Origin of the sequence: Thermococcus aggregans (assembly GCF_024022995.1) — an archaeon.
In the GTDB taxonomy this organism is placed as follows: domain Archaea; phylum Methanobacteriota_B; class Thermococci; order Thermococcales; family Thermococcaceae; genus Thermococcus_A; species Thermococcus_A aggregans.
On sequence record NZ_CP099582.1, the window covers coordinates 233,370 to 257,628 of the forward strand.

16 protein-coding genes are annotated in these 24,259 nt (G+C 44.2%); 10 read left to right on the forward strand and 6 right to left on the reverse strand.

The genetic code is table 11. From position 1 onward, the window contains the following. Nucleotides 1–131: 131 nt before the first annotated feature. The 4 genes from ppsA to NF865_RS01450 form a co-directional block, all read right to left on the reverse strand. Nucleotides 132–2,501 (reverse strand): phosphoenolpyruvate synthase, encoded by a 2,370-nt coding sequence (ppsA, locus tag NF865_RS01435; RefSeq protein ID WP_253304853.1) that lies wholly within the window; start codon nucleotides 2,499–2,501, stop codon nucleotides 132–134. Nucleotides 2,502–2,845: 344 nt separating this feature from the next. Continuing rightward, a complete protein-coding gene (locus tag NF865_RS01440; protein ID WP_253304854.1) occupies nucleotides 2,846–3,943 on the reverse strand; it encodes an oligosaccharide repeat unit polymerase family protein in 1,098 nt (365 codons plus the stop codon). Further along, nucleotides 3,933–4,925 carry an oligosaccharide repeat unit polymerase family protein gene (locus NF865_RS01445; protein WP_253304855.1) on the reverse strand — a complete coding sequence of 331 codons (993 nt, stop codon included), beginning with the start codon at nucleotides 4,923–4,925 and terminating at the stop codon, nucleotides 3,933–3,935. Before NF865_RS01445 ends, NF865_RS01440 begins: the two co-directional genes overlap by 11 nt. Continuing rightward, entirely contained in the window at nucleotides 4,922–5,587 is a 666-nt protein-coding gene (locus NF865_RS01450) for a phospholipase D-like domain-containing protein (RefSeq protein ID WP_253304856.1), read from the reverse strand. The genes NF865_RS01445 and NF865_RS01450 overlap by 4 nt, the downstream gene beginning before the upstream one ends. 215 nt (nucleotides 5,588–5,802) lie before the next feature. On the opposite strand from NF865_RS01450, the gene NF865_RS01455 reads away from it, so the two are divergent. From NF865_RS01455 to NF865_RS01485, 7 genes are all read left to right on the forward strand, one after another. Then, the gene (locus tag NF865_RS01455; RefSeq protein WP_253304857.1) at nucleotides 5,803–6,945 is read left to right on the forward strand and encodes a M20 metallopeptidase family protein; all 1,143 of its coding nucleotides are present in this window, start codon (nucleotides 5,803–5,805) and stop codon (nucleotides 6,943–6,945) included. A gap of 244 nt (nucleotides 6,946–7,189) precedes the next feature. Next, nucleotides 7,190–11,419: a S8 family peptidase gene (locus NF865_RS01460; protein ID WP_253304858.1), complete on the forward strand. Its 4,230-nt coding sequence runs from the start codon at nucleotides 7,190–7,192 to the stop codon at nucleotides 11,417–11,419. 60 nt (nucleotides 11,420–11,479) lie between these two features. After that, nucleotides 11,480–11,779 carry a DUF424 domain-containing protein gene (locus NF865_RS01465; protein WP_253305701.1) on the forward strand — a complete coding sequence of 100 codons (300 nt, stop codon included), beginning with the start codon at nucleotides 11,480–11,482 and terminating at the stop codon, nucleotides 11,777–11,779. 82 nt (nucleotides 11,780–11,861) lie between these two features. Beyond that, complete coding sequence (locus tag NF865_RS01470; RefSeq protein ID WP_253304859.1) at nucleotides 11,862–13,019, forward strand: 60S ribosomal export protein NMD3; 1,158 nt, start codon at nucleotides 11,862–11,864, stop codon at nucleotides 13,017–13,019. Nucleotides 13,020–13,060: 41 nt separating this feature from the next. Then, nucleotides 13,061–14,128 (forward strand): DUF1464 family protein, encoded by a 1,068-nt coding sequence (locus NF865_RS01475; protein WP_253304860.1) that lies wholly within the window; start codon nucleotides 13,061–13,063, stop codon nucleotides 14,126–14,128. A gap of 46 nt (nucleotides 14,129–14,174) precedes the next feature. Further along, a complete protein-coding gene (cdr, locus tag NF865_RS01480; RefSeq protein WP_253305702.1) occupies nucleotides 14,175–15,503 on the forward strand; it encodes a CoA-disulfide reductase in 1,329 nt (442 codons plus the stop codon). Nucleotides 15,504–15,576: 73 nt separating this feature from the next. Then, complete coding sequence (locus NF865_RS01485) at nucleotides 15,577–16,131, forward strand: DUF998 domain-containing protein (protein ID WP_253304861.1); 555 nt, start codon at nucleotides 15,577–15,579, stop codon at nucleotides 16,129–16,131. A 48-nt stretch (nucleotides 16,132–16,179) separates the two neighbouring features. On the opposite strand, the gene NF865_RS01490 is transcribed toward NF865_RS01485, so the two are convergent. Further along, a complete protein-coding gene (locus tag NF865_RS01490) occupies nucleotides 16,180–17,433 on the reverse strand; it encodes an ATP-binding protein (protein WP_253304862.1) in 1,254 nt (417 codons plus the stop codon). Between the two features lie 291 nt (nucleotides 17,434–17,724). Between NF865_RS01490 and NF865_RS01495 the strand changes: the two genes are divergently transcribed. The 3 genes from NF865_RS01495 (at nucleotide 17,725) to NF865_RS01505 (ending at nucleotide 21,181) form a co-directional block, all read left to right on the forward strand. Then, the gene (locus NF865_RS01495) at nucleotides 17,725–18,990 is read left to right on the forward strand and encodes a hypothetical protein (RefSeq protein WP_253304863.1); all 1,266 of its coding nucleotides are present in this window, start codon (nucleotides 17,725–17,727) and stop codon (nucleotides 18,988–18,990) included. A gap of 4 nt (nucleotides 18,991–18,994) precedes the next feature. Beyond that, a complete protein-coding gene (locus NF865_RS01500; RefSeq protein ID WP_253304864.1) occupies nucleotides 18,995–19,543 on the forward strand; it encodes a hypothetical protein in 549 nt (182 codons plus the stop codon). A gap of 81 nt (nucleotides 19,544–19,624) precedes the next feature. After that, nucleotides 19,625–21,181 (forward strand): hypothetical protein, encoded by a 1,557-nt coding sequence (locus NF865_RS01505; protein ID WP_253304865.1) that lies wholly within the window; start codon nucleotides 19,625–19,627, stop codon nucleotides 21,179–21,181. Here NF865_RS01505 and leuS read toward each other — a convergent pair. Beyond that, nucleotides 21,169–24,057 (reverse strand): leucine--tRNA ligase, encoded by a 2,889-nt coding sequence (leuS, locus tag NF865_RS01510; protein ID WP_253304866.1) that lies wholly within the window; start codon nucleotides 24,055–24,057, stop codon nucleotides 21,169–21,171. The two genes, NF865_RS01505 and leuS, sit on opposite strands and share 13 nt — an antisense overlap. Nucleotides 24,058–24,259 lie beyond the last annotated feature (202 nt).

A 24,259-nucleotide genomic window follows, 5' to 3' on the forward strand; every position in this document is an offset into this window, starting at 1 on the left:
TATCAAACAAGAATCGAAACGTTATTATAAAAAGCTTATTGTGGATAAATTATCCTTAAGGTAGTCTACCATTTCCAACGAGAAAACCTTCAGAAATAAAAACTAATTAAGAAGAAAAGAAGTTAAAGAGCTCAAAGCTCGTCTTCTTCTTCAAAGAGCTTCTTCCTAGCGGCTTCTAGCATGAGCTTTTTCTCTTCCTGAGCAACGGTCTTTCTGATTAACTCGACAGCGTCTGGGTTAGCTGAAATGCTGTCGATGCCAAGTCTAACAAGGAGCCTTGCCATCTTTGGATCACTTCCAGCTTGTCCACAGATGCTGGTCTCGACGCCGTACTTCTTGCAGACCTTGATGACGTGCTTGATGAGCTTGAGGACAGCTGGGTGCTTCTCGTCGTAGAGCTTGAAGACGCGCTCGTTGTCCCTGTCGATGGCGAGGGTGTACTGGGTGAGGTCGTTGGTACCGAAGCTGACGAAGTCGATGCCCTCCTTGATGAGGTCCTCGATGATGAGGGCGCTGGCCGGGGTCTCAATCATGACGCCCCACTCGACGTCCTTGTGCGGAATGAGGCCAACCTCAAGGGCAATCTCCTTAGCCTTCCTGATCTGCTCAGGGTGGCTGACGAGCGGGAGCATGACGCCGATGTTGTCGTAGCCCTCGTCAACGAGCCTCTTGATGGCCTTGAACTCGGCCCTGAGGAGCTCGGGCTGGTCAAGACCGCGCCTGATTCCTCTCCAGCCGAGCATCGGGTTCCTCTCTTCCGGCTCGTCCTCGCCGCCAGGAAGCTCGCGGAACTCGTTGGTCGGAGCATCGAGGGTCCTGTACCAGACACGCCTCGGGTAGAAGGCCTCAACAACCTTCCTGATGCCTTCGACGAGCCTGTCAACGAGCTCTTCCTCCTTGCCCTCCCTAATGAACTTGATCGGGTGGGCGCCTATGCCGAGGATCATGTGCTCAGCCCTGAGGAGGCCGACACCGTCGGCGCCAGTGGCTGCAGCACGCTCAGCTACCTCTGGCATTGAAACGTTGACCTTGATCTCGGTGGCAGTGATGAGTGGAGCACCAGCAACGATGACCTGTCCGCCAGCGGCGGCCTTCTCTTCCTCCTCCTTCTTGACGAGGCTCTTAACTATACCCTCGTAGACAACACCTCTCGTTCCATCAACGGTAACAAGCATGCCGTCCTTGAGGATCTTGGTGGCCTCTTTGGTACCAACAACACATGGGATTCCAAGCTCTCTGCTGACGATGGCGGCGTGGCAGGTCCTTCCACCCTCGTCGGTGACTATAGCGGAAGCCCTCTTCATGGCCGGAACCATGTCTGGGTTGGTCATGGTAGTAACGAGGACGTCACCCTCTTTGACCTTGTCGATCTCGCTAGCATCGAAGATAACGACGACTCTACCAGCACCAACGCCTGGTGAAGCACCGAGACCCTTGAGGAGAACCTTCATTTCTTCGGTCATCTCGGCTTCTTCTGTCTTAACTTCTTCTTTGAGGGTTGTAATTGGTCTGGACTGAACGATGTAGAGCTTACCGTCGTCCTTGTCGTAAGCCCACTCAATGTCCTGTGGCCATCCGTAGTGCTCCTCAATCTTGGCACCCATCTTTGCAACTTCAATTATCTGCTCATCAGTAAGAACTTGCTTTTCAACGTATTCTGGGCCAAGGTACTCAGCGACTGGAACTTTAACTGTTCCCTTACCTGTTTCTGGGTTCCTAACAATCATTATTTCCTTCTTGGCAATAACTTTCTCCTTAATCTTCCATGTACCCTTCTCGACAATGTACTCATCTGGTGTGACAGCACCGCTAACAACGGCCTCACCAAGGCCCCAAGCGGCGTTAATCATTATCTCGCTCCTGTCGTTGGTAACTGGATTTGCAGTGAACATAACACCGCTAGTCTCGCTGTTAACCATCTTTTGGACAACAGCACTTAGGTAAACCTTTGAGTGGTCAAATCCTTGCTTTGCTCTGTAGAAGGTGGCTCTTGCAGTCCAGAGTGAAGCCCAGCATCTCTTTACTTTATCCTTAACATCGTCTGCACCTAAAACGTCCAAGTAGGTCTCTTGCTGTCCAGCGAATGAAGCTTCTGGAAGGTCTTCTGCTGTAGCTGAGCTTCTAACAGCAACATAAACCTCATCTTTACCAAATCTTTGGCTGAGTTCCTTATAAGCTTGCTCAATTTCCTTAGCGATCTCCTCGGGCATTTCCATTGAAATTATCTTCTCTCTAATCTTGGCTGTATTCTCTTGGAGCTGTTTGCTGTCATCGACGTTGGTCTTGCTTATAATATCCATAATCCACTCTTGAAGAGTTCTTCCGTCTTCAACTCTAACGTTTTCAACAAAATACTTGTATGCCTCAGCTGTAACACAGAATCCCGGTGGAACTGGAATTCCAGCTCTTGTCAGTTCTCCAAGGTTTGCACCTTTTCCTCCAACAAGTGGGACGTCTTCTTTGCTCAATTCCTCAAACCATTTTATGAATTTGTATGCCATCTCGATCCCTCCTTTTTAGAATAACCGTGAGTGGTATCGAGAGAAGCTATTTAAAATTAACTGTTCAAAAATGGCTTTTGTGTTTGTAAAATAATTTCGCTTACACACCAAATACAAAAAATAAAACCAAAAAATTAGAAATTTTACAATGCCAAAGCAATATTGCAAGATTTCGACAGCATTTTACCCCATATGCATAATCATAAAGCCCTAAAAAGCTCTACTGCAAAGAAACACTAACACGCAGTTAGGAACGGAGAAAAACTGCATTATCCTTCTCAGAAAGACGATTATGCAAGATAAAATCATATTTCTCCAAACGACTCTCTCCGCCTTAGTAACATTCATTTTCCATTTCTTCCAACGGCATTAGTGTTTTTGCCAAAAAGCAAAGCAAAGTAAGCGGAACCCATCAAAATTCCGAAGTTTAAAGCATCAAAGCCAGTCTCAATTGCCGGGACTAAAAAAGCCAGGCTGAGGGCTTTGAACATTGGTGACTTCTCCGAATCGCTCAATGCCATTCCCACGATGAAGGCTTCAAAAAGCCCAAAAATGCCCAGATCATAGGCAGGCTGCCCGAAAATTGTGTAGGTGTAGTTCTGCACCTTCCCGAAAAGGGCCGCGACGTATTCCCTTGCATTCGGGTTGAGGAGAAGTTCAAAATTCCCAAATGGCATTCCCAATGAAAAAAGCTTCTCATAGACCATGTAAGAAAATCCAGCCCTATATACCAGACTCTGAAGGAAGCCAAGCTTCCAGATGGGATACACGCTCTTAGTTGCGTAGAAACGGGCTAAGAACGCCAATCCAATCAAAGGAACGCCGATTATTAGAAGCCGTTTCAACTCCTTTTTTTCAGCCCTAAACAGGTAAGTTAAAAAAATTATGAGTGCGTTGGTCCTAAAAGTTGAAACTACTGCAAAAGCTTCTCCCAGAAGAAAAATAATCGGGTTCGGTTTATATGCAAGGAGGAGAGAAGCAAAAACAGCAGATGCCAAATATAAGTCTTTCAACTTACTGTACCTCGTTTGAGGGTTTAGAATAGGAATTACCCCTTTTAGCATCGCCAAGAGGGGAAGAGCAATTACCAGAGCTATTCCAGCGTAGTAAGCATATTTGGAATGTTCCTGTCTGATCCAAGTCCTTCCTCTTAGAATTAGCGTCCCAATCAGGAGAACGACCAAAGCAAGCGCAACTCCCAAAATTCCAGCCGCTGAGCTTACCAAAATGCCAAGTATCAAGTAAATGTAAGTCCGCTGGCGGGGAAGGTTAAACTTCCTTTCAACGTTGTATCCTAAGAGCAACATCAAAGAAAACATCAGCGCATAAAGCAGCGCGCCCCAGCTGAGCCCACCGAGATAATCTCTAAAAGCAAACTTTCCAAGCAGTGCAAGGGAAATGTAAGAGGCTAAAAAGAGCGCAAAGATTTTGTCACTCCTCAATTTTCACCACCTTTATGGTGTACTTACCCCTTATCAGAGCGTAGATGCCCGCAAAGAAAAATAGGTAAACCGGTAAGTCCAAAATTCCCGTCTCAACGCCCACGATACCATAGGCAAGGGTGGTGTAGTAAATCACCTTCAAAAGAAGATTTTTGGCCTTGCTTATCATACCATAATACATTCCGAACAGAAAGCCTTCTACAATCGAGAAAACTCCAAAATCCAGATACATACCCCCTAAAAGCGTCGGAGTTATTGAAACTCCCGTCTTCACATACAAAAAGCGTGCCACTAAAACTCTTGGTGAATAACCACCCAAGATGTACGACCTAATTCCCGCCCACTGGAGATAACCATGATAGAAGCCATGCCAAGGAGTTCTATCGATTATGATATCTAAAACAGAAGTCGTCGCCTGGATTCTAACGAGCTGCATGCTTAATGTTTCTCCTCTCATAAGGGCAATTCCCACAAGCCCTGCCAGGATTAAGATAAAGAAGCCTACTAAGTGCTTTAACTTGAAGTCAAACTTTTCAAAATAAGCGGCCCCAAAAGCCAATAAGCTAATCAAAACGGGAGTTCTGTACCCATACAATGCCACAAGGAGGGGGTAAACAAGCGAATATTTCTTCCCTTTCGAGAAAAGGTATACGCTTGACGGAACGCCTAAAAAGTACGTTAAAGCTGTTATACGAGGACTTAACAGATGCCTAGCTGAGGAATCCAAGAGGGGAATCTTTCTAATCATGAAGATCTGAAATAAAATCAGAAACAGCGATACTAAAAAAGCCCAACCAATGTATTCTTCCTTTATGAATTTGAATTCCTTTTCTTTCCAAGGTATTTTCTCACCTCTAAAAACTCCGTATGAAAAAGCCATCGCGAAAAGGGTGCCTATCAGAAGTGTTTTATAAGAAGCGACACCCAGAGCTATAAATGTCATAAAGAGAATAGGAATTACAAGAGGAAGCTTTAGTTTCATAGAGTCTTCACCTCCAGTACTTTGAAGGGCAAATTGCGCTCCTCCGAGTTTACGTAGAGCGTTCCATACATGTAAACTTCCCTGTCTCCAATGTACTTCTCCAGAAGCTCAATTGGCACCATTCCAGCTGCCAGAATCACGCCATCTGGGAACGACTGCTTTACGTCTATGGAACCATACGTGAGGTAATCAACGTTATATTTGAGTCTTCCTATCTCTATAGGGTCAGTAAAGTCCTTTACGAATATTAGCCCCGAAAAGCGCTCGGAGTAAGCATCTACCCTGAGCTGTTTAACGATCTCACTACACTTACCGCTCTTTGGAGGGAGCTCGTAGACGTAAACTTTTCCCCTCGCTTTAATCTCAATACGCTTTGCCCTTATGTCCTCTTTTGTGGCGGATGGTCCTCCTACGGTAAGCGTCTCCCCATCCTTGACGATGTAAATTGTTGAACCGCTAACCGAAAAAAGTTCACCTTCTAAAGTTTTCCCATCTACTGTTTCCACCAGTACCGTGACATTAAATCCCTGTCTGAGCAAATCAAACCCCCTATTCGCGGCTTCGTAAATTTCTCCACCTTGGTAATGGTCAATGCTATAGTTAATCACAAAGCCAAGAGAAGCAATAGCAACTATTAGAGCAAAGAATTTTTTGCTGTCCACAATTATCACCCCTCACTTTTTACATTTTTCTTTATCCTTTACGAGAGGATGAGCTCCTTAATATATATTACTTACTCCCTTCACAAAATAAAGACAGCAACAAGACACTTCAACATTTTTGTTGTTCCGGTGACACATTGCCCAAGTATGCATCGAAAGGTTAAAATAAAAATTTGAGCTAGGTAAGGTGGTGAATACCAAGGTGGTGAATACCTATGAACCCCCTTGAAGAAGCTCTTAAGATTAAAGACCAGATAGTTGCCTGGCGCAGAGACTTTCACATGCACCCAGAGCTCGGTTATGAAGAAGAAAGAACCTCAAAAATCGTTGAAGAACACTTAAAAGAGTGGGGATACCGGATCAAGCGCGTTGGTACAGGAATAATAGCAGATATTGGAAAAGAAGGAAAAACTGTAGCTTTAAGGGCGGATATGGATGCTTTGCCTGTCCAAGAAGAAAATGACGTCCCATACAAGTCTAAAATTCCGGGAAAAATGCACGCTTGTGGCCATGACGCCCACACCGCAATGCTTCTCGGAGCCGCAAAGATAATTGCAGAACACAAGGAGGAGCTCCCCAACAAAGTAAGATTAATCTTCCAGCCTGCTGAAGAAGGTGGCAATGGAGCACTAAAAATGATCGAAGGCGGAGCCTTAGAAGGAGTTAATGCCATCTTTGGTCTCCACGTATGGATGGAGCTGCCAAGTGGCGTTGTTGGAATTAGAGACGGCCCCTTCATGGCGGGAGTCGGAAGGTTCGATGTAGAGATAGAAGGCAAAGGTGGTCATGGAGCCTCGCCGCATGAAACAATAGACCCAGTTCCCATAGCGGCTCAAGCAATCCTTGCATTTCAGACGATCATAAGCAGGAACCTAAATCCCTTGGAAAGCGGAGTCGTGAGTATCGGCTCAATAAAAGCTGGAGATGCGTTTAACGTCATTCCAGAGAGAGTTTACATGAACGGCACTTACAGGTTTTTCACAGGAGAAACAAAAAATCTCATTGAAAGAAGAATCGAGGAAATTCTAAAGGGTATAACACTGGCCAATAACGTATCATACAAACTGAAAATAGAAGAAGTTGGACCTCCTACGGTAAACGACCCCAAAATGGCATCTCTAGCTAGGGAAGTTGCCCAGAGTCTTGGATTGAAAGTAGAAGAAGTTCCAAAAACCATGGGAGCTGAAGACTTTGCATTCTACCTCCAAAAAGTGCCGGGAGCGTTTATAGCTTTGGGCATCAAAAATGAAGAGAAGGGAATAATCTACCCGCACCATCATCCAAAGTTCAACGTTGATGAAGACGTTCTTCCACTGGGAACTGCTCTAGAAGTCGGGTTGGCTTTTAGAGACGTTTAAATCCCCATTTCGTACATTTAATCTTTTTTAAACTCAATTCCATTGTTGTCCAAATTATTCTAGCACTTAGCGTAACGCATCATAGATGAAAAATTTCTTGACGTCACAAAAATTAGTGGCATTATATAGCACATGTTAGGACAACAATGCCGAAAGGCTTATATCTTTGTCTTTCATATTGGATAAGTGAACACTACTACGAGGAGGCGTCAAAATGAATAAAAAAGTTTTAAGCACTTTAGTTATGGTAGTGATGTTGCTTTCTGCAATTCCGATGGCGTTTTCAGCGACGCCGGTTGCAGCAGCTCCAACTTACAACTCGATTGAATCCAGTGACACTGTAAATACTGCCAGCAACTTCATACCCGGCGATGTACTACAGAAGGAAATACAAAAAATCCTGGAGAGTAGCGACAAGACTGTTAGGCTCATAGTAGCCCCCGACAAAGAGCATGCCATGGACGTTTACAACGTTCTCAAAAAACTTGGCAAAGTCGACCCCATAAGTAAGCCAGAATACCAATTCATAGTTGTGGAGATGCCAGTTTCCAAGGTAGAAGCGCTTCAGGACATTCCGGGCATTCTTCACGTCTGGAAGGACAGGACAGTCAAACTTGAAGAGCCTGTTCTGCTAGAAGAAGGTATTGAAGCACCTTCCAAAGATATTCCTGTACAGCCCGAGATGTTCATGAGCATACTCACCATCAATGCCTATGACGCTTGGGAGGATTACGGCGTCTATGGAGATAATGTTACTGTTGCCGTCCTCGATACAGGTGTAGACGTTGCCCACCCGTTCCTCCAAGTAACCTTGGACGGGAGAAGGAAGATTATAGACATTTACGATGCAAGCGATGAGGGTATCGCCCAGTTATTCAATGTTACGGCTCCAGTCAGTGGAGTAATAACCGTGAACAAGAACGTAACGCTATATATGGGCTATTATTCTGATCTGTACTATGGTCATCCCTCTAAATACAAGAACTACACTCTCACCAGCTACACAGTTGGAAATATAACTGGCGATGCCTACTACCTAGGTGCCCTTCCAGAGAGGTACTTCGACATGAACTTTGACGGCGATAAGGACGACGTTTACCCCGTACTCGTTGTGGAGAACAACGGTACGTACACCGCTTACCTTGACACTGATATGGACAACGACTTCACTGACGAAACACCCATGGGGCTCTTTGACGACACTGGAGACTATGCAGTCTTTAACGAGACCCTCGTGACCGTTGCCCTCGCCAGAGTTCACATTGGAGACATGAACAACCCCGAAAACATGGAGTTTTATGTTCCCTACGGTGACGGTGATGGATACGCCATGTTCATGTGGGATGCCCACGGCCACGGTACCCACGTCAGCGGTACCATTGCCGGTGTTGGCCTTCCGGACGACCCTGTGTTCTATGGCGTTTACGGCGTTGCCCCCAATGCACAGCTTATGGAAGTCAAGGTTCTTCCAGGTGAAGAGGGATTCGGAAGAAGCAGCTGGATAATCAACGGAATGATATACGCCACCCTCAACGGTGCGGACGTCATCAGCATGTCCCTCGGTGGCGGTGGCGAGATAAACGACGGACTTGAGAACCCAGAGATATTCTACGTTAACTTGCTCACCGACCAGTTCGGTGTCACCTTTGCGATAGCCGCAGGAAACGAAGGGCCGACCACCAACAGCGTCCACTCCCCAGGCGACAGTGACCTTGCTATAACCGTCGGCAACTACGTTGACAATGAGAGGGAATCCTACTGGTACGGTGTAGACCTAGGTGTAATTGCTGGCCCATCAATGAGTTCAAGCAGGGGTCCGAGGGACGATGGTCTCCTTGACCCAGACGTTATGGCTCCAGGTACTGACATCTTCTCCAGCCTGCCGATGTGGTACACCGTTCTAGAAGGCAATCCTTATTACTACTACGGAATCTGGAGCGGTACCTCAATGGCCACCCCACACGTTAGCGGTGCGGTTGCTCTGATGATAAGCTACGCAAAAGCCCATAGCCTTAACTACAACCCGATAATGATAAAGCGTGCCCTTGAGATGAGCGCCAAGCCGGTCAGCGGAACCCCCATAGACCAGGGATTTGGTCTCATACAGGTAGACAAAGCCATAGCCAAACTCGAAGAGCTCAGTCAAGAACCGACTACCTACATTTTCGCTGGTACCACCTTTACCAGCTTTAAGAATCCGATTGAAGAACCACTAATTCCGATTTCTCCGGCGTATGTTGACTTCAATGGTTACTTCCAGAACATGTTTGGATTCCCCTACCTTTACAGAGGAGTCTACATAAGGAACGAGTACCCGAGAAGCGTTCCGGTGTATTTCTACCCGATGAACTACGTCGAGGGCTACGGTCTCAACTACACCGCTACTGAGAAGGTTTACAAGATAAGCACCAGCGTGAACTGGATAATACCCAACACCACCGAGGTCGTTGCGGGTAGTCTAACTCCAGGAAAATTCTTCATAAATATCGACTACTCCAAGCTCCAGGAGAGCAGAACCTATGTTGGACTCATTTACATTGACGATCCTGAGACAAGCTACATAGATGGTTATGTCGCGGTAACTGTTGACATTCCGCTGAACAAGAACGGTGAAACCCACGTTAAGTTCTCTGACACGGAGAAGCCTGGAGAAGCCAAGCACTACTTCATCAAGATCCCGCGTGGAACTAAAGAGCTCCGCGTTACCCTTCGTGTTCCGGCGGATGCTAACGGCGTTCCGATGGGCAGAACCAAGCTTGTCATAGCCAGGCCGCTTGGTGGAGTAGTTTACGATGGAGTGCCAGGCTACTACTACGTCGGAGCAAATCCCGCGGGCTATCTCTACGAATACACCTGGGTGGTTGAGAACCCCATTGAGGGCACCTGGGAGATAACTGCATATTCAAGTACCTTTACCAAGTACTGGAGTGGATACGACACCTCTCACTACGAGGTTGAAGTCAGTCTAGCTTCGATCTCCATAGAGCCCGAGCTCATACGTGAAGACTCTGCACAGCCCTCAAACATCACTGTCCAAGCAACTGTGAGCAACAACTACGGCGACTTCAACGCCAGTGTAACCGGCTACGGTGTTGGCAAAATGGACCAGAGCTATGCAATGGTCAGGAATGTCAGCCAGGACGAGTGGGACGTTATTGGTACCTTCGAAGTTGATCCCACCACATACTTCATCAAGTTCGGAATCACTCAGTCAGAAGACCCGAACGCTGACCTCGACCTGTACGTGTACTACTTCCCAACCTATGAGGATCTGCTTAACTTTACCAACTATGTCGAGTACGTGGATCAGATAGGCCCAACCTCCGAGGAAGTCTTTGAGAAGTTTATGCCAGAGCCCGGTTACTACCTCGTGGCAGTATATGGCTATGACACCGTTGGTTACAACCCAATTAACTACATATTCTACTACCAGACACTTGGTGATTATGGCAACGTCAACGTTGATGACACTCCGTTTACATTCGCGTATGGTACTAGTAAGACTATTGAGGCTAACGTTGAACTTAACGACAACGGAACTTATCTTGGAGTAATTGGTCTTATTGATTCCGACACCGACGAGACTCTCACTTACGCTCCAATGATACTTCAAGTCGGACAGCCTGAAATGTACGTGGCATTAATGGGAACAGCTACAATTGGAGAGCCCTCAACCCTAACTCTCCAAATACTTGACATGGCGACACTCGAGCCAATTCAGGAAGAAGTCAAGGTAATAATAAACGGAGAAGAATACTATGCAGTAGATGGCAAGCTTAAATTCACATACACGGCAACGTCCTTAGACGATGCAGTGTTTAACGTCAGAGTAATCAGTGACGACTACAAAGACTTCGAAGGACAATTCAAAGTTCCCGTCAAAGAACCGTTTGCAGAATTTGCAAGTGAAAACGATGTAAGCGCAACAGTACTTAGTGGACCTGGAGAGATTACAAACTTCCAAGCAGTCCACGGAAAGGTCTCAGTAACTGTAAGCGGAGAGAGTGGTACTACATCCATTGTTAAGATAACGCTACCAGCGGATGCATACTACATTGAAGTCTCTGGAGACCACGTTGTGAGTTATTACATAGTAAAAGGCCAATATGCCCAATACCTCTTTGTTACAGTAAGGTTTGCATCTGAAGCCACTATTGAAGTTACTTACAAGACAAGCTATGACATAATGAGAACAATGTACACAACTTGGTATCTACTATACAACAGCTATTCTAGAAAGTTTGACGAGCTCTATGAAAAGGCCATTGAACTGGGAGCCGACAACGAAACATTAGAGGAAGCCCTCATGCACAAGGAGCTTGCAGAAGAGAATTACAGCATAATAATGGAGAAGTACGGCGTACCATTACAGCCCAGAATCCAAGGAATTCCATACATAAGAAGGGCATACCTACATATCAAGCAAGCATGCACCATCCTAGAGGAAATAATTGAAGAACTTGAAAGTTCATAGTGTTTCGATATTTCCCTTAAATTTTTAAACCCTCCTTCTTCTTTTTATCCCGTGAGACCAATGAAGATATATGTCAAAGTTTATCGGGTTCAGGGAGAAGTTCTAGTAGCGGCATGTGATGAAGAGCTCTTAGGAAAAACATTCAGAGAAGGAGAGCTCAAGCTAGAGGTAAAGGAGAGATTCTACAAAGGCGAACTTAGAGAAGTCGAAGATCTCAAGTCCTTGCTGGAGGAAGCGACGATAGCAAACCTCACCGGCGAGCGCTGTGTTTCAAAGGCCATTGAGCTGGGCTATGTTGACCCAAAGAGGGTTTTAAGGATTCAGGGAGTTCCCCACGCCCAGATGGCAAAGCTGTTATGAAAAATGAGCAATTTTCATGGTACCTCTCTGCCGAAAGGTTAAGTTTTTAATCATCTAACCTCACTCGGTAGTGGTGAGAAGAATGAGCGAGAGATTTTGCTATAGGTGTGGAATCAGCGAGAGTGAAGGAGGGCCGTTAGTAGAGGGTCTCTGTCAGGTATGCTTTAGGAAAGAAAATCCCGTGCTTCTTATAGAGGATGAAATAAACACTGAGCTCTGTCAAAACTGTGGAAGCTATAAGGTTAGGGGCACGTGGGTAGATCCAAAGACTTACGAACTCGAGGAGATTATCTTCGAGGTTGCCGACAATGCTCTTATTGAAAACCTTCTTCTTGATGAGAGAGTTAAAGAAGTAAAGATCGTCCCAAAAGAGGAATTAGAGGAAATTGAAGAAGTACCAGTTGGAACGGCATATGTGAGCTTTGAACCCGTAGAATGGCACATAGAATACTTCCCGGCAATAATTAACTATGAGGTGGAAACTAAGGCGAGAATTCATGAAATGCAGAAGGAACTTCACCACGAAAAGAAGAAAGTAACGGTCTACGTAAGGCAGACGGTTTGTCCAAGATGCCAGAAGTTCCTTGGAGGATACTTCGAGGCAATTTTGCAGGTTAGGGCCGAGGGCAGGGTGCTAACAAAAGAGGAAAAAGACGAAATCTCAAAGCTTGTCGAGGAGAAAGTTGACGAAATAATGAAGCGCGATAGAATGGGGTTCATTCAAGAGACTGTGGAAAAAGAGGAAGGTCTCGACTTCTATATGGGATCTACCTCAGCAGCCAGAAAACTCGCCCAGGCGATAAGAGACAAATACGGGGGAAGCATAAGCGAAGCCTATCAGCTGGTTGGACAAGACAGAATGACGAGCAAAGAGGTCTACCGCACTAGTGTTAGGATTAGAATTCCAAAGTTCAGAAAAGGAGACATAGTCGGCGACAAAAAAGGCAACGTGTACCGGGTTGAGGAGGTCAATGGGAAGGGTCTGCTCTTAAAGAACCTATCAACACATGAGAACGAGCACAAAGACTGGAAGAGTGCAAAACGGGATGAGATAGACACAATAGAGCACGAAAGACTTGAGGCAATGGCAACGAGCTCAACTCCAAGGGAAGTCCAGTTCATGGACATGAAAAGCTACGAGACATTTGAACTCGAAAAACCGAGGTTTGAAATAAAAGAGGGAGAGATTTACAAGCTCATTAAGGTCAAGGGGAGATATTACATTGAAGAGAAAAAGTGAGCATTTTTTAAACCTCTTACCTCTTTTCTTTTGGTGATAAAATGAGAGTTATAGGCGTCGATCCGGGTACAAGGAGTTTTGATGTTATCGGCCTTGAAAATGGAAAGATAAAGCTTGACCTCAGCTTCCCGAGCGAGGTAGTTGCAGAAGAGCCGAGCAAAATCGTCAAGGCAATAGAAGACTTCAACGCAGACATTATCATTGGTCCCTCAGGATACGGTGTTCCTCTCAAGCACATAAAAGAGCTTACTGAGAGAGACCGCTTTGAGATGACGCTTGTCAGAGAAGAAGAAATGAAAGAAATCCCTGTTCTCATTGGACTTCAAAAAATGATAGACGAGATGGCCGAAAAGAACATGAATGTATGGTTCATCCCCGGTGTTATTCACCTCCCCACGGTTCCCGAGTGGAGAAAGTACAACAAAATTGACATGGGAACCGCAGATAAAATGGCCATAACGGTTCTTGGCATCTACGATCAGGCTAAGAGACTTGGAATAGAATACGACGAAGTTTCTTTTGTCCTGCTGGAGGTTGGCTTTGGATACAACTACGCTGGAGCAGTCAAGAACGGAAAGATAGTAGACGGGATCGGGGGCACAATATTTCCCGGAGTAGGTTACGTTAACAGCGGAGCGCTAGATGGGGAAGTTGCTTACCTAATGGGGAACGTCAAAAAACAGCACCTCTTCTGGGGAGGAGCTTCCGTAATAGCGGCTGGAGAAATACTGCCACCGGAAGAGTTTGCAAAGCGTTTGGATGAGGAGCCTTTTGCAAAAGCCTGGGAAGCTATGAAAGACGGCTTCCTCAAAGCCATTGCGAGTGAACTTGCCGTTGTGGGAGATGCCAAAGAGATAATACTCTCGGGTAGGCTTATACGCATCGAAGAGCTTAGAAAAGACGTTAAAGACCTCTTCGAGGATAAATTCGACCTTCCAGTGGTCAAGCTTAGAGAGCTGGAAGGAAAGGCAAAAGAAGCTGCCCAAGGAAGCGCAATAATTGGCGATGGCTTGGCTGGAGGAGAATTCAAGGAGCTTGTTGAGCACGTTGAGATAAAGAAGAGCTATGGAAGCGTTCTTGATTACGTGAAGCTTCCTTTGAATGTTTGACTTTTCATTAACTTTTTAACCTTAAGTTTACAACCTTTCTTTGGTGATGCTTATGAAAAAAGTAGTGGTCATAGGTGGCGGAGCGGCTGGAATGAGTGCCGCGTCAAGGGTAAAGAAGCTGAAGCCCGAATGGGACGTTAAAGTGTTTGAAGCGACTGAGTGGGTTAGCCATGCCCCGTGTGGAGTGCCATATGTCGTTGAAGGGATTTCTCCAAAGGAGAAGCTCATGCATTATCCACCGGAATTTTTCATCAAAAAGAGAGGGATTGATTTACACCTGAACGCAGAGGTCATAGAAGTTGAACAGGGCAGCGTGAGAGTAAGGGAAAAGGATGGAGAGCACACCTATGAGTGGGACTACTTAGTTTTCGCAAACGGAGCTTCTCCTCAAATTCCGAATATAGAGGGCATTGACTTGAAGGGAGTTTTCACAGCAGATTTGCCGCCAGATGCAGTTGCAATAAGGGAGTACATGGAAAAGAACGATGTAAGGGACGTTGTGGTTATTGGAACGGGCTATATAGCACTTGAGATGGCCGAAGCTTTTGTGGTTCAAGGGAGGAACATAACACTCATTGGAAGGAGCGAGCGCGTTTTGAGGAAAACCTTTGACAAAGAAATCACCAACATAGTAGAAACAAAACTCAGAGAACACCTCAACCTCCGCCTAAATGAATCTACACTAAGGATAGAAGGAAAGGACAAAGTGGAGAAAGTAATCACCGATGGAGGAGAATACAAAGCCGATTTGGTAATAATAGCTACAGGAATCAAGCCAAACACCGAGCTTGCAGAACAGCTAGGAGTCAAGATTGGAGAGACCGGAGCAATATGGACGAACGACAGAATGCAGACAAGTGTTGAGAACGTCTATGCGGCTGGGGACGTTGCGGAGACAAAACACCTCATAACGGGTAAAAGGGTATGGATACCGTTAGCTCCACCGGGCAACAAAATGGGATATGTGGCGGGAAGCAACATAGCCGGAGTTGAAATAAGCTTTCCGGGTGTTCTTGGAACATCTATCACTAAATTCATGGATCTGGAGATTGGAAAAACGGGATTAACAGAAGGAGAAGCACTAAAAGAGAGCTACGACGTCAAAACGGCCTTCATAGAAGCAAGGACAAAGCCCCACTACTATCCAGGAGCAAAGAAGATATGGCTTAAAGCTGTGGCAGATAAAGAAACAGGAAGACTTCTGGGTCTGCAAGCGGCGGGAGCAGAGATACTTCCAAGAATAGACGCATTTGCAGTTGCTCTGCAGGCAGGTTTTACGACCAAGGACTTGTTCCTTGCAGACTTAGCTTATGCTCCGCCATTTGCACCAGTATGGGATCCACTAATTGTCCTAGCAAGGGTTTTGAAGTTTTAGACATTACATTTTTCTCTAATTTTTAACTTCTCTTGAAAAAGCCTTATATAAGTTGAGCGACAAACTAAAAACCATGAAGGGGATAAATAAAACGCCCTGCCGGTCTTTGGCGTATCTCTCAATAGCTGTACCGTTAATCTCAATCGCCATAGCAATACTTCTCTCAGATTGGTTCAGCATCACAAACAACGCCCTAAGCGACCTTGGGCATGCCACAAAAAGCCCAGTTGCACCGATATTTAACTTTGGCTTGAGCCTTGGAGGAGCCCTTATTGTATATCTCTCAGCCTTGTGCATGTATAGGGCAAACAAAGCTTTTTCCGTGGTGGGATTCCTAGTTGGATTTACCCTAATTCTGGTAGCAGTCTTTGATGAAGTTTACGGGAGACTTCATTTTGCAGTTTCCGTGGCGTTCTTCCTGTCTCTTGCAGTGTTCCTAATTGCCTATGGAATATGTTTCAAAAGCTACCTCCCACTTCCCGCCTTGGGGATTGCAGTGGTTGTGTGGGTTCTTCATTTCACCTACGATGTCCCGAAGGGGGCAGCAATTCCAGAACTCATTTCAATATTTGCAACGATCCCGTTTTACCTCGATGCAGTAAGGAGATTTCAAGGTAAAGAAGGATGAGAAATGCTTTCTTCTCTTTTCCAATTTTAGTTGTTGGACAAGGTGTAACTAAGGTTGAGCTTTGCAAAGCTTTGTAACATCCCTGCAGTCAAGAACTTCGGCATTTTCTGGAGCTCTCGGCAATACTTTCTTGTCCGGAACTATAAGGAGCTTTTTCTTGGCATTAAGATCTTCAAATTTCTCTTCAGCCTTTCTGATGTCCCTCTCTTTAATCCTCCCTTTCCATTTAACTTCCGCAACTAGGTACAGTTTTTTATTTCTTAGTAATGCCACATCTACTTCTAAATCAGGCATCTCAATCCTGACGGGCTGGAGAGAGTAGTGTTTTGCCAGCAATCTTTCAAAGAATCTCTCAACGTAATGCGGCATTCTCTCCCTAAGGATTCTTTCCACAACTTCGTCTGGAACCTCGGTTTCAAAGAAACCATATTTGGCATTCAAATAATATGCGAAATCCACCACAGGGGACAAATGTCTGTACTTGAATATCTTCTTCCTCTTCCCGAAGAGTGGAATTCTCTCAAGGATCCCCATGTTGACAAGTGTCTCAAGGTAAGGGGCAACTGCACTGTGGGTTTCCTTTTCTACGAGCCCTCTTGAATAAAGCTCATTAGCTATTTCTCCCGAGCTTGACTTTCCATCTGCAACAGCCTCAAGTATTGCGGAATACCTCATTGTTAATTCCCTCTCTTCTTCTGTGAAGATTTCACCAATTAAGCTGGGAACGTTCCCCTTCAAAGTCGCTCCAAAGGTTGAAAAAACTCTCTCGCCAAGACTTTCAATGGCTGGAGCTAACCAGGGTTCTTGAAGGAGAACGGCGAGCTCTATCAGGGTTTTTCCGCTATAACCCAACTCATGAACAAAATTAATAGCATCTCGGGGGTCAACCAAACCTAGCTCCCTTAGATAGAAAAGACATAGCAATGGGCTGTTGCTCCCGATAAACCTTTTGAAATAGTGTCTTGTTGAAGTTATAAGGATGAGCTCACCAATCCCTGACAATCCCTGAAGGACTGAGAAAAAGGGCTCACCAAGCCTGTGAAACTCATCGATGACAATTTTTCCCTGCTTCAGAAGAAGTGGAAATACTTTCATGAACTCCGAGAATGAATATATTTCGCCTCTCCTTACTTCAAATATTTCCCTGCCGCTCGTTACGATAAAGTAGTGGGAATACTTTGCCCTCTCTCTAATGTAGAATGTCTTTCCGGTTTTTCTTCTCCCATACACCAACAACCATTTTGCATCCAGAACATCCCTAAGTTCGCGACGTTCAATAATCTTCATTATGCTAATCACCATTATGCTAATTATGGTTAGTGACATATAAATGTTACTATCTGAAATTCTTGCCCTTCATGCTTAAAAGAATAAAGTCTTTCTGTTCTTTGCCTACATTAGTTTCAACGTACTTTCGGTCGATTACGCTCCCACGCGACTCTTCTACTCAGGTTTCTTTTGGATGGTTCTAAGAGGAGAACTCACATTGGAATAAATTTATACTCAAAAATAAAAATAAAGAGAGAATATTTACTAAGAGTAAAAGGAAAAACTTATAAATATTGATTGCATATTCAATACTGCAAAAACCTAATGGAGGTAACTCCCCTGAAGTGGAAACCCCTCTTCGCAGTCCTGCTGGGACTGCTGATGGTCGGAGTGACTGCTGGGAGTGCAAGTGCAATAAAATCCCCTATAAACGATACAAGTCTCTCTTTTGGAACCCTTAAGGGATTTTACGACCCTGATCCCACTATCGTGACAAAGACTCCCAAGAAGATAACAAAAAACGTGGTAGGAACGTTTAAATTAGATCTTCACAAGATGGACATTTTGATATTTAATGGAAAAAATAAAATTTTTGCCAGAAAGAATGTCTCAATACTAAAGTCAAAATATTTTGACGGCTATGTCATCCTTTTTAATAACTCTGAAAAAGATACTCTCTTTGCCTTGCAGGGGAACGTATACAAAAATGGTACAATAGAACTTTTCCTTAAAGATTCGAATGGTGGAGCATATGTATTAAAAACCACTAACATGAAACTTGTAAAAACACTTAACTCAATGAACTTGCCTACTGCAAATATCGACAAAAACTACTGGTTGCCTCTTGTTGTCCCTCCCAAAATCAAAGTCTTGAAACCAAGAGATTCTGAAGTTACCGTGTTAGGTGGCACTAACAGTGTGATTCGCAGTGATGACGAATTCATTCTCGTTACATATCAGTGGCTAGAACCCTATGAGGAGCAGTGGTATATTCAGGTGAGGTGTGTATTTGAAGGACCCACTAACATGGAATATTATGGTGACTACAAAGTGGGAATCGAAATTGTAGATGAAGGGAAATACATTGACAGAGGAACTTCCTTTGCACTTGTTAGCATGGGGACTCCGCTTACACTCGGGAGTTACAATGACCCAATAGAAATTGGTATTACCGCGCCATGGACTTCTGCAGTGCATGACAGGATATATCGGATCGATGATAAGATATATGTGCCTCAGTCAAGTTACTCTAGTTTGCTAAAGTGGGGATTCGACTTATTGACTTGGTACATGGGCATCCCCAATCCTTTGTCAATTATCCCAGATTCTGAAGCACCTCTTCCTTTGACGTTCGAAATATACCCTGGAGAAGAGTCTAACTCATTCAGGTTTATATTTGACAAAGTCGAATTGCATGATGCAGGGAACAGAATGAGCGTTGAGGGCATAATAATAGAGTATCAAGAAGGTGACGGCGGTACGGAGCCAATTTATGCATTTTATAAGGTTCCAGTTTACTGGGAATATGTTTACAGCACAAAGATAACTACTATAAACACCGATATACCAATATACGTAACACACTGGTGATACTATGAGGTTTGGAGCAAGAGATGCTGTGTATCTTTTCATTATTTTTCTTTTGATTACCCAGCTTTGGTCAGTTTCACGTGAAAACGAGCGTTTGCAGGAAGAAAAAAGAGGTGTGACTGAGAGTCTCGTGGATTCCCTGCTTATACACGAAATTTTCGAGGTAAGGCATCACGCAAAACTCACAAAGACCCTTATGAGCAACCTTACTGACCCTGAATTCAAACTTGCCCTGCTCATTGAGCTTAACAACACGAAATATTCACTTTTCAGGCTGGAAAGAGATGCTGATCACTTGGGTGCTCGGTTGGGGTATGAAGACGACAGCCTTTATCCCTCCGGCGGAAAATGTGTAGAGCTTCTTGAAATAGTCTACTACAAAGTCCAAAGCGAGAACGCAACTCATAAGGACGTCCTTCTTGCAGCCAAAGGCCTCGATGCAATAATAAACTTCACTCATGTTTACCCCCCAACATATGAAAACGTCGTCCAGGGATTGAGCGATATGAACGAAGAATGCCAGAGGTTGCTTCAGACGAAAAACGGAACGTAAAAATAGGGAGAGAAAAGACCTTTTAAAGAAAAGGTTTTATACGGAGAAGGGTTAAAACTAATTTAAGATTAAGCTTACATTGTGGTCATCATGGTTGACAAAAGTCTTGGAGAGATTATTCAAAAGAAGACTATACCTTGGCTTCAATCAGTTAGGACGCCCCATAAATATTTCGTTTTAAATTCTCTAACTCTACGTAATCCTCCCAGAGCCCTTGTCAGATTTGGGACTCGGAATGTCTACACAGATTTTCCTAGAGTTGCATGGATTATATACAATGAACTTCACAGATATTGTAATTTTATTGCATCTCAATGGTTCTCTGAAGAAGATAAACTTCAACTTAATAATCTTGAGAGTGCAGATGATAAAGAAAACTCACGAAGAAAATTAAACTGGATAGTGCAACATATCAAAAATGAAAAAAAGACAGATCATCCACTAAATACTATATATCAATACACAACGTATTTAGAAAAATTGGGGATAACTTGGTCAATACATTTTAGATCGTGGGATAAGAGGCCCTTTATTAAACTCAACGCAAATCGTTATTACAAGCAGATTTGGCCTAAGAAAATATTGAGTTTTATCTCGTGCTTGGAATCTGGTAATGATAATCCAATGGCTATTTACAAAATGGCAGGGGATATGAGTGTCGAATATCCTCTTGGAGACACTACGGCAGTACAGCCCAATATATTCAGGTTATTAAGTGAAAATGGTATTAGCATTATTATGGAAGTCGAGAAATTGAAAAAGCTTGTAACTAAGTTGGCTAATATATTTAGTATAGTCAACGAAACTACTGTCTATGACTTGTTCCTCCAACCAGAAATAAGTGCAATTTTGAATGACATGCACGAGACGTTGAATGAAATTAGAATTTTAGAATATGGGGGTCACTTTCTCAGTGGATATTTTGCACTGAGACATCTGCTGATAGACCTTGGGAATGTTTTACTTATAGATTTTTTAAGTTCACTTTCAAAAGAGGTGTTACCTCCCCTCTATCCGGATGACTTTGAGAAACGACGTGAAATTATAGAACACAACTTTGAACAGTCTATCTGGGAACTCGAAGAGTATCTTGATAATTTTAATTCTCGTTGGATTCAGTCATTAGCAGTTGATAATGTTGGCATTCCACACTTAAAAATTTTCAATGGTTGCACTATGCCGGAGTTGGAATATAAAGAAATTAGTCGGTTAGAACATCTTGCAAATAGGTACAAAAATGGGGGAATTCGTGAAGATATACAAAATCTCAGAAGAATTAAATTGCGAGATTCTGCGCTAGTGGATCTAATTGACTGGGTTATTAATAGCCAAAGAGTATTTTCAGATGTCATAACTGACGTCCAACTCTTAAGCAAACTATCGTCTAATAATTCACCTAATCTGTCCTCAAATGAAAAGAAAAAATCTAAATTTATACTCAATGCATCCCTTGCCAAAAATGAGTATGGAAAACTAAACGAAGCTGTGCACAGACCAATCTTAGTTGATTTCCCTCCGTACGGTTCAACAATTGAGTATCTCGGATTTGTGCATCACTTAAGAATCGTGAGAAACATTTTCGAAAAAATAGTAAGGATTTACGGCAGAAAAAGTAAAACAAAAGCTCACTCAATATAAACCGCAGGCTTCATTGGCATTGCTTGTTTCTTCTTTCCGCCTTTGTCTTCTTCAGGGTTTATAATAATCTCAAGGCCGGTTTCGCGTTCTATGAAGTCCTTTGCCTGTCTTAGGGCTTTCTCCTCATCAATGCGCTTGAGGTCAAAAGCCCTCTCCTTGACGAGCTTCTGAATTAGCTTTGAAACTTCCTTGCCGCGCTTCCTCACCTCGGGATCCTTCATAACTTCGCTCATTGCAGCCTTGAAGTCCTTCTTCTCTGCAACCACTTGGGCAACTTTCCACTTCCAGTCCTCTGCAGTGTAAATGTAAGCCCTCTTTGCGTTCTCAAGCTTTGCAACGCTGACGATCTCTTTTATGTCCTCGATGAGTGTCTTGATGTACTCCTCCTCAAGCTCTATCGTTTCGTTCCACCACTCTTCAACGGGCTCTGGCCACTTAGCTAAGCTTACGAAGCCCTCTCCTCCAAGCTTCTCCCATAGCTCTTCACATATGTGCGGTGTGAACGGTGCCATCAGCTTAACCCATATATTGGCCAGCTTCCTTAGTGTTGAGCGCTTTGCTTCATCGTCCCTTCCCTCTGTCCTCCTCATGTACCATCTCAGGTCGTTTAATATGCTGTAGAAGGCCCATTGGACTGCTGTTCTAGTTCTAAATTCTTCCAAAGCCTCGGTAGCACCTTTTATGGCTTTGTTGACTCTGTGGAGCAGCCACTTATCGATGTCCATTAGCTCAACGTCTTTTTCTTCGTACTGGGCGAACTCTGTTATCAGCTCGTAAAATCTCTCGATTTGTTTTCTCAGCTTTCCAACCTCACTTCTCTTCCAATCAAAGTCGCTGTCGTGCTCGGCAAGGCTCATGATGTAAAGCCTGACTACATCGGCTCCGTTCTCTTCTATTGCGTCTATGAAGTTGAGGACGTTTCCTTTGCTCTTGCTCATTTTCTGTCCTTCGAGAGTTCCAAAGCCGTTAACCGCTATGCCCTTTGGCCAGTGCTCCCTTCTGAATATCGCCACGTGGTTGAATATGAAGAACGTTAAGTGGTTTGGTATGAGGTCTTTGGCAGAGCATCTCCAGTCGAGTGGATACCAATACTCGAACTCCTCTTTCATTTCATGGACAACTTCAGCGGGGATTCCTGTCTTTTCGCTTAGTTCTTTCTCTTTTTCTTCGTTGAAGTCCTCAAGGAAGATGTAGTCGAAGAACTCAGGCGTCAGCTTCTCCGGATCAAGTTTGCCCTCTTCTCTTAGCTTATTGATGTGCCTGCTTATGGTGTAGTAGGCCATGTAGATGGTCGAGTCGCTCAGGCTCTCAATAACCCACTCAGGATCCCACGGCAGTGGAGTCCCAAGACCTACTTTTCTCGCACATGCCTTCTTGTCAAGCCACTCAATTACGGCCTCAAACTGTGCTCTCCTTGATTCTGGCAAGATTTTCATGTTTGCCAAAGCCTCTCTCGCCTTTGCTTTCCATTCTGGATTTCCATAATCGATGAACCACTGATCGTGGATTATTTTTATCACGGCCCTGTTTCCAAACCTTGAAATTACGTTTTTGTCTGAGAATTCATACATCTTATCTGCTATTCCTTTTTCTAGCATTTCCTTGGCTACCAGTTCTTTTACCTCGCTGACCGGCTTTCCTTTGTATGGCTCAATTTTGAAAACACCTTTGTGGTACTCAGCTTTGTAGATGTTTTTTGTAGCCTGTTCAAGCTTTTCTACATCTTTTTGACTCTTTACACCAAGCTTCTCGCTTTCTTCAACTGCTGGGAACTCTCCATAGCCTTCCAGCTCAATAAGGGAGATGTAGCTTATTTCCTCAACGATTCTTGGATCAATGTCGTACTTCAGCAAGATTTCGGTGTCCTTCTTTATGTCTTCCAAGGCAATGTGATCGAAGGGCGCATGGGCGGGAACGCTCATTACAACTCCAGTAGCGTTGTCTGGATCAACGAACTCGGCAGGCAGAATGATTATATCGTCTCCCGTTACAGGATTCCTAACCCACTTTCCAATTAGCTTTTCTCCCTTGAACTCTTCCAGAATTTCAATCTCCTTGTCTTGGAAGCTCAGCTTATAGGCTGCTTCCTTGCTTATTATCCACTTCTCCTCCTTGTCTCCACTTTTAACCTTGGCTTTCACATAAGTAGCTTCTGGGTTCAACCACATGTTCGTTACGCCATAGACGGTTTCAGGTCTTAGAGTTGCCGCTGGCAGGTAGTAGATATCACCATTCTCTTCGAGAATGAACTTTATCAAAATGTACTCCAGTATCTGGACGTCTTCTCCCTCAATTAAGTCGTGGTCTCCCAAAGGAGTTCCAACGACGGGATCCCACCTAACATAGTGAGTTCCCTTGACAATCAATCCCTTTTCCTTTAACTTCCAGAACTGCCACTCAACAAACTTGCTGAATGGCGGGAAGAGACTAGTAGTATGGAATTCTCTGCTCCAATCAACACTAAAACCGGCTCTGATAAAGGTTTCCTTTGCGGCTTTCATAAAGTACTTTACTATGTTTACTGGATCTTCAAATGTCCATAGAATATCCTCCGGAACTTTATAGACGTCTCTGTAAACGTAAATTGTCTGAGGATCTCTCTGCTTTATCCTTTCTGCTATTCCCACAATTGGAGACCCCGTTATGTGCCAAGCCATTGGGAACAAAACGTTGTAACCCTGCATTCTCTTGAACCTTGCAATAACATCTGGTATCGTGTAGGTTCTGGCGTGCCCAACGTGCAAATGCCCCGATAAGTATGGAAACGCAACTGTTATGTAGAATTTGGGCTTCTGTTCATCTATTTGGGGCTCAAATATTTTCTCTTCCCTCCATTTACTCTGCCATTTTTCTTCAATCGCTTTGAAATCTACCATGGGCTAACCTCCTTGAAGTTGTTAAAGACACTTCTTAAAAGAGTTCGCACCCAGGAAAACAGTTTGGATTCAGAGCTAGGGAGAAAACTAAATTGATCACAATACAAGGAATGCCAAGCTGTGGAGAACTCGATCCCCCCTCATAAGCATCGCCCTTTATCTTGACATTGGGATATTTAAATCTTTTGGATATGGATAATAA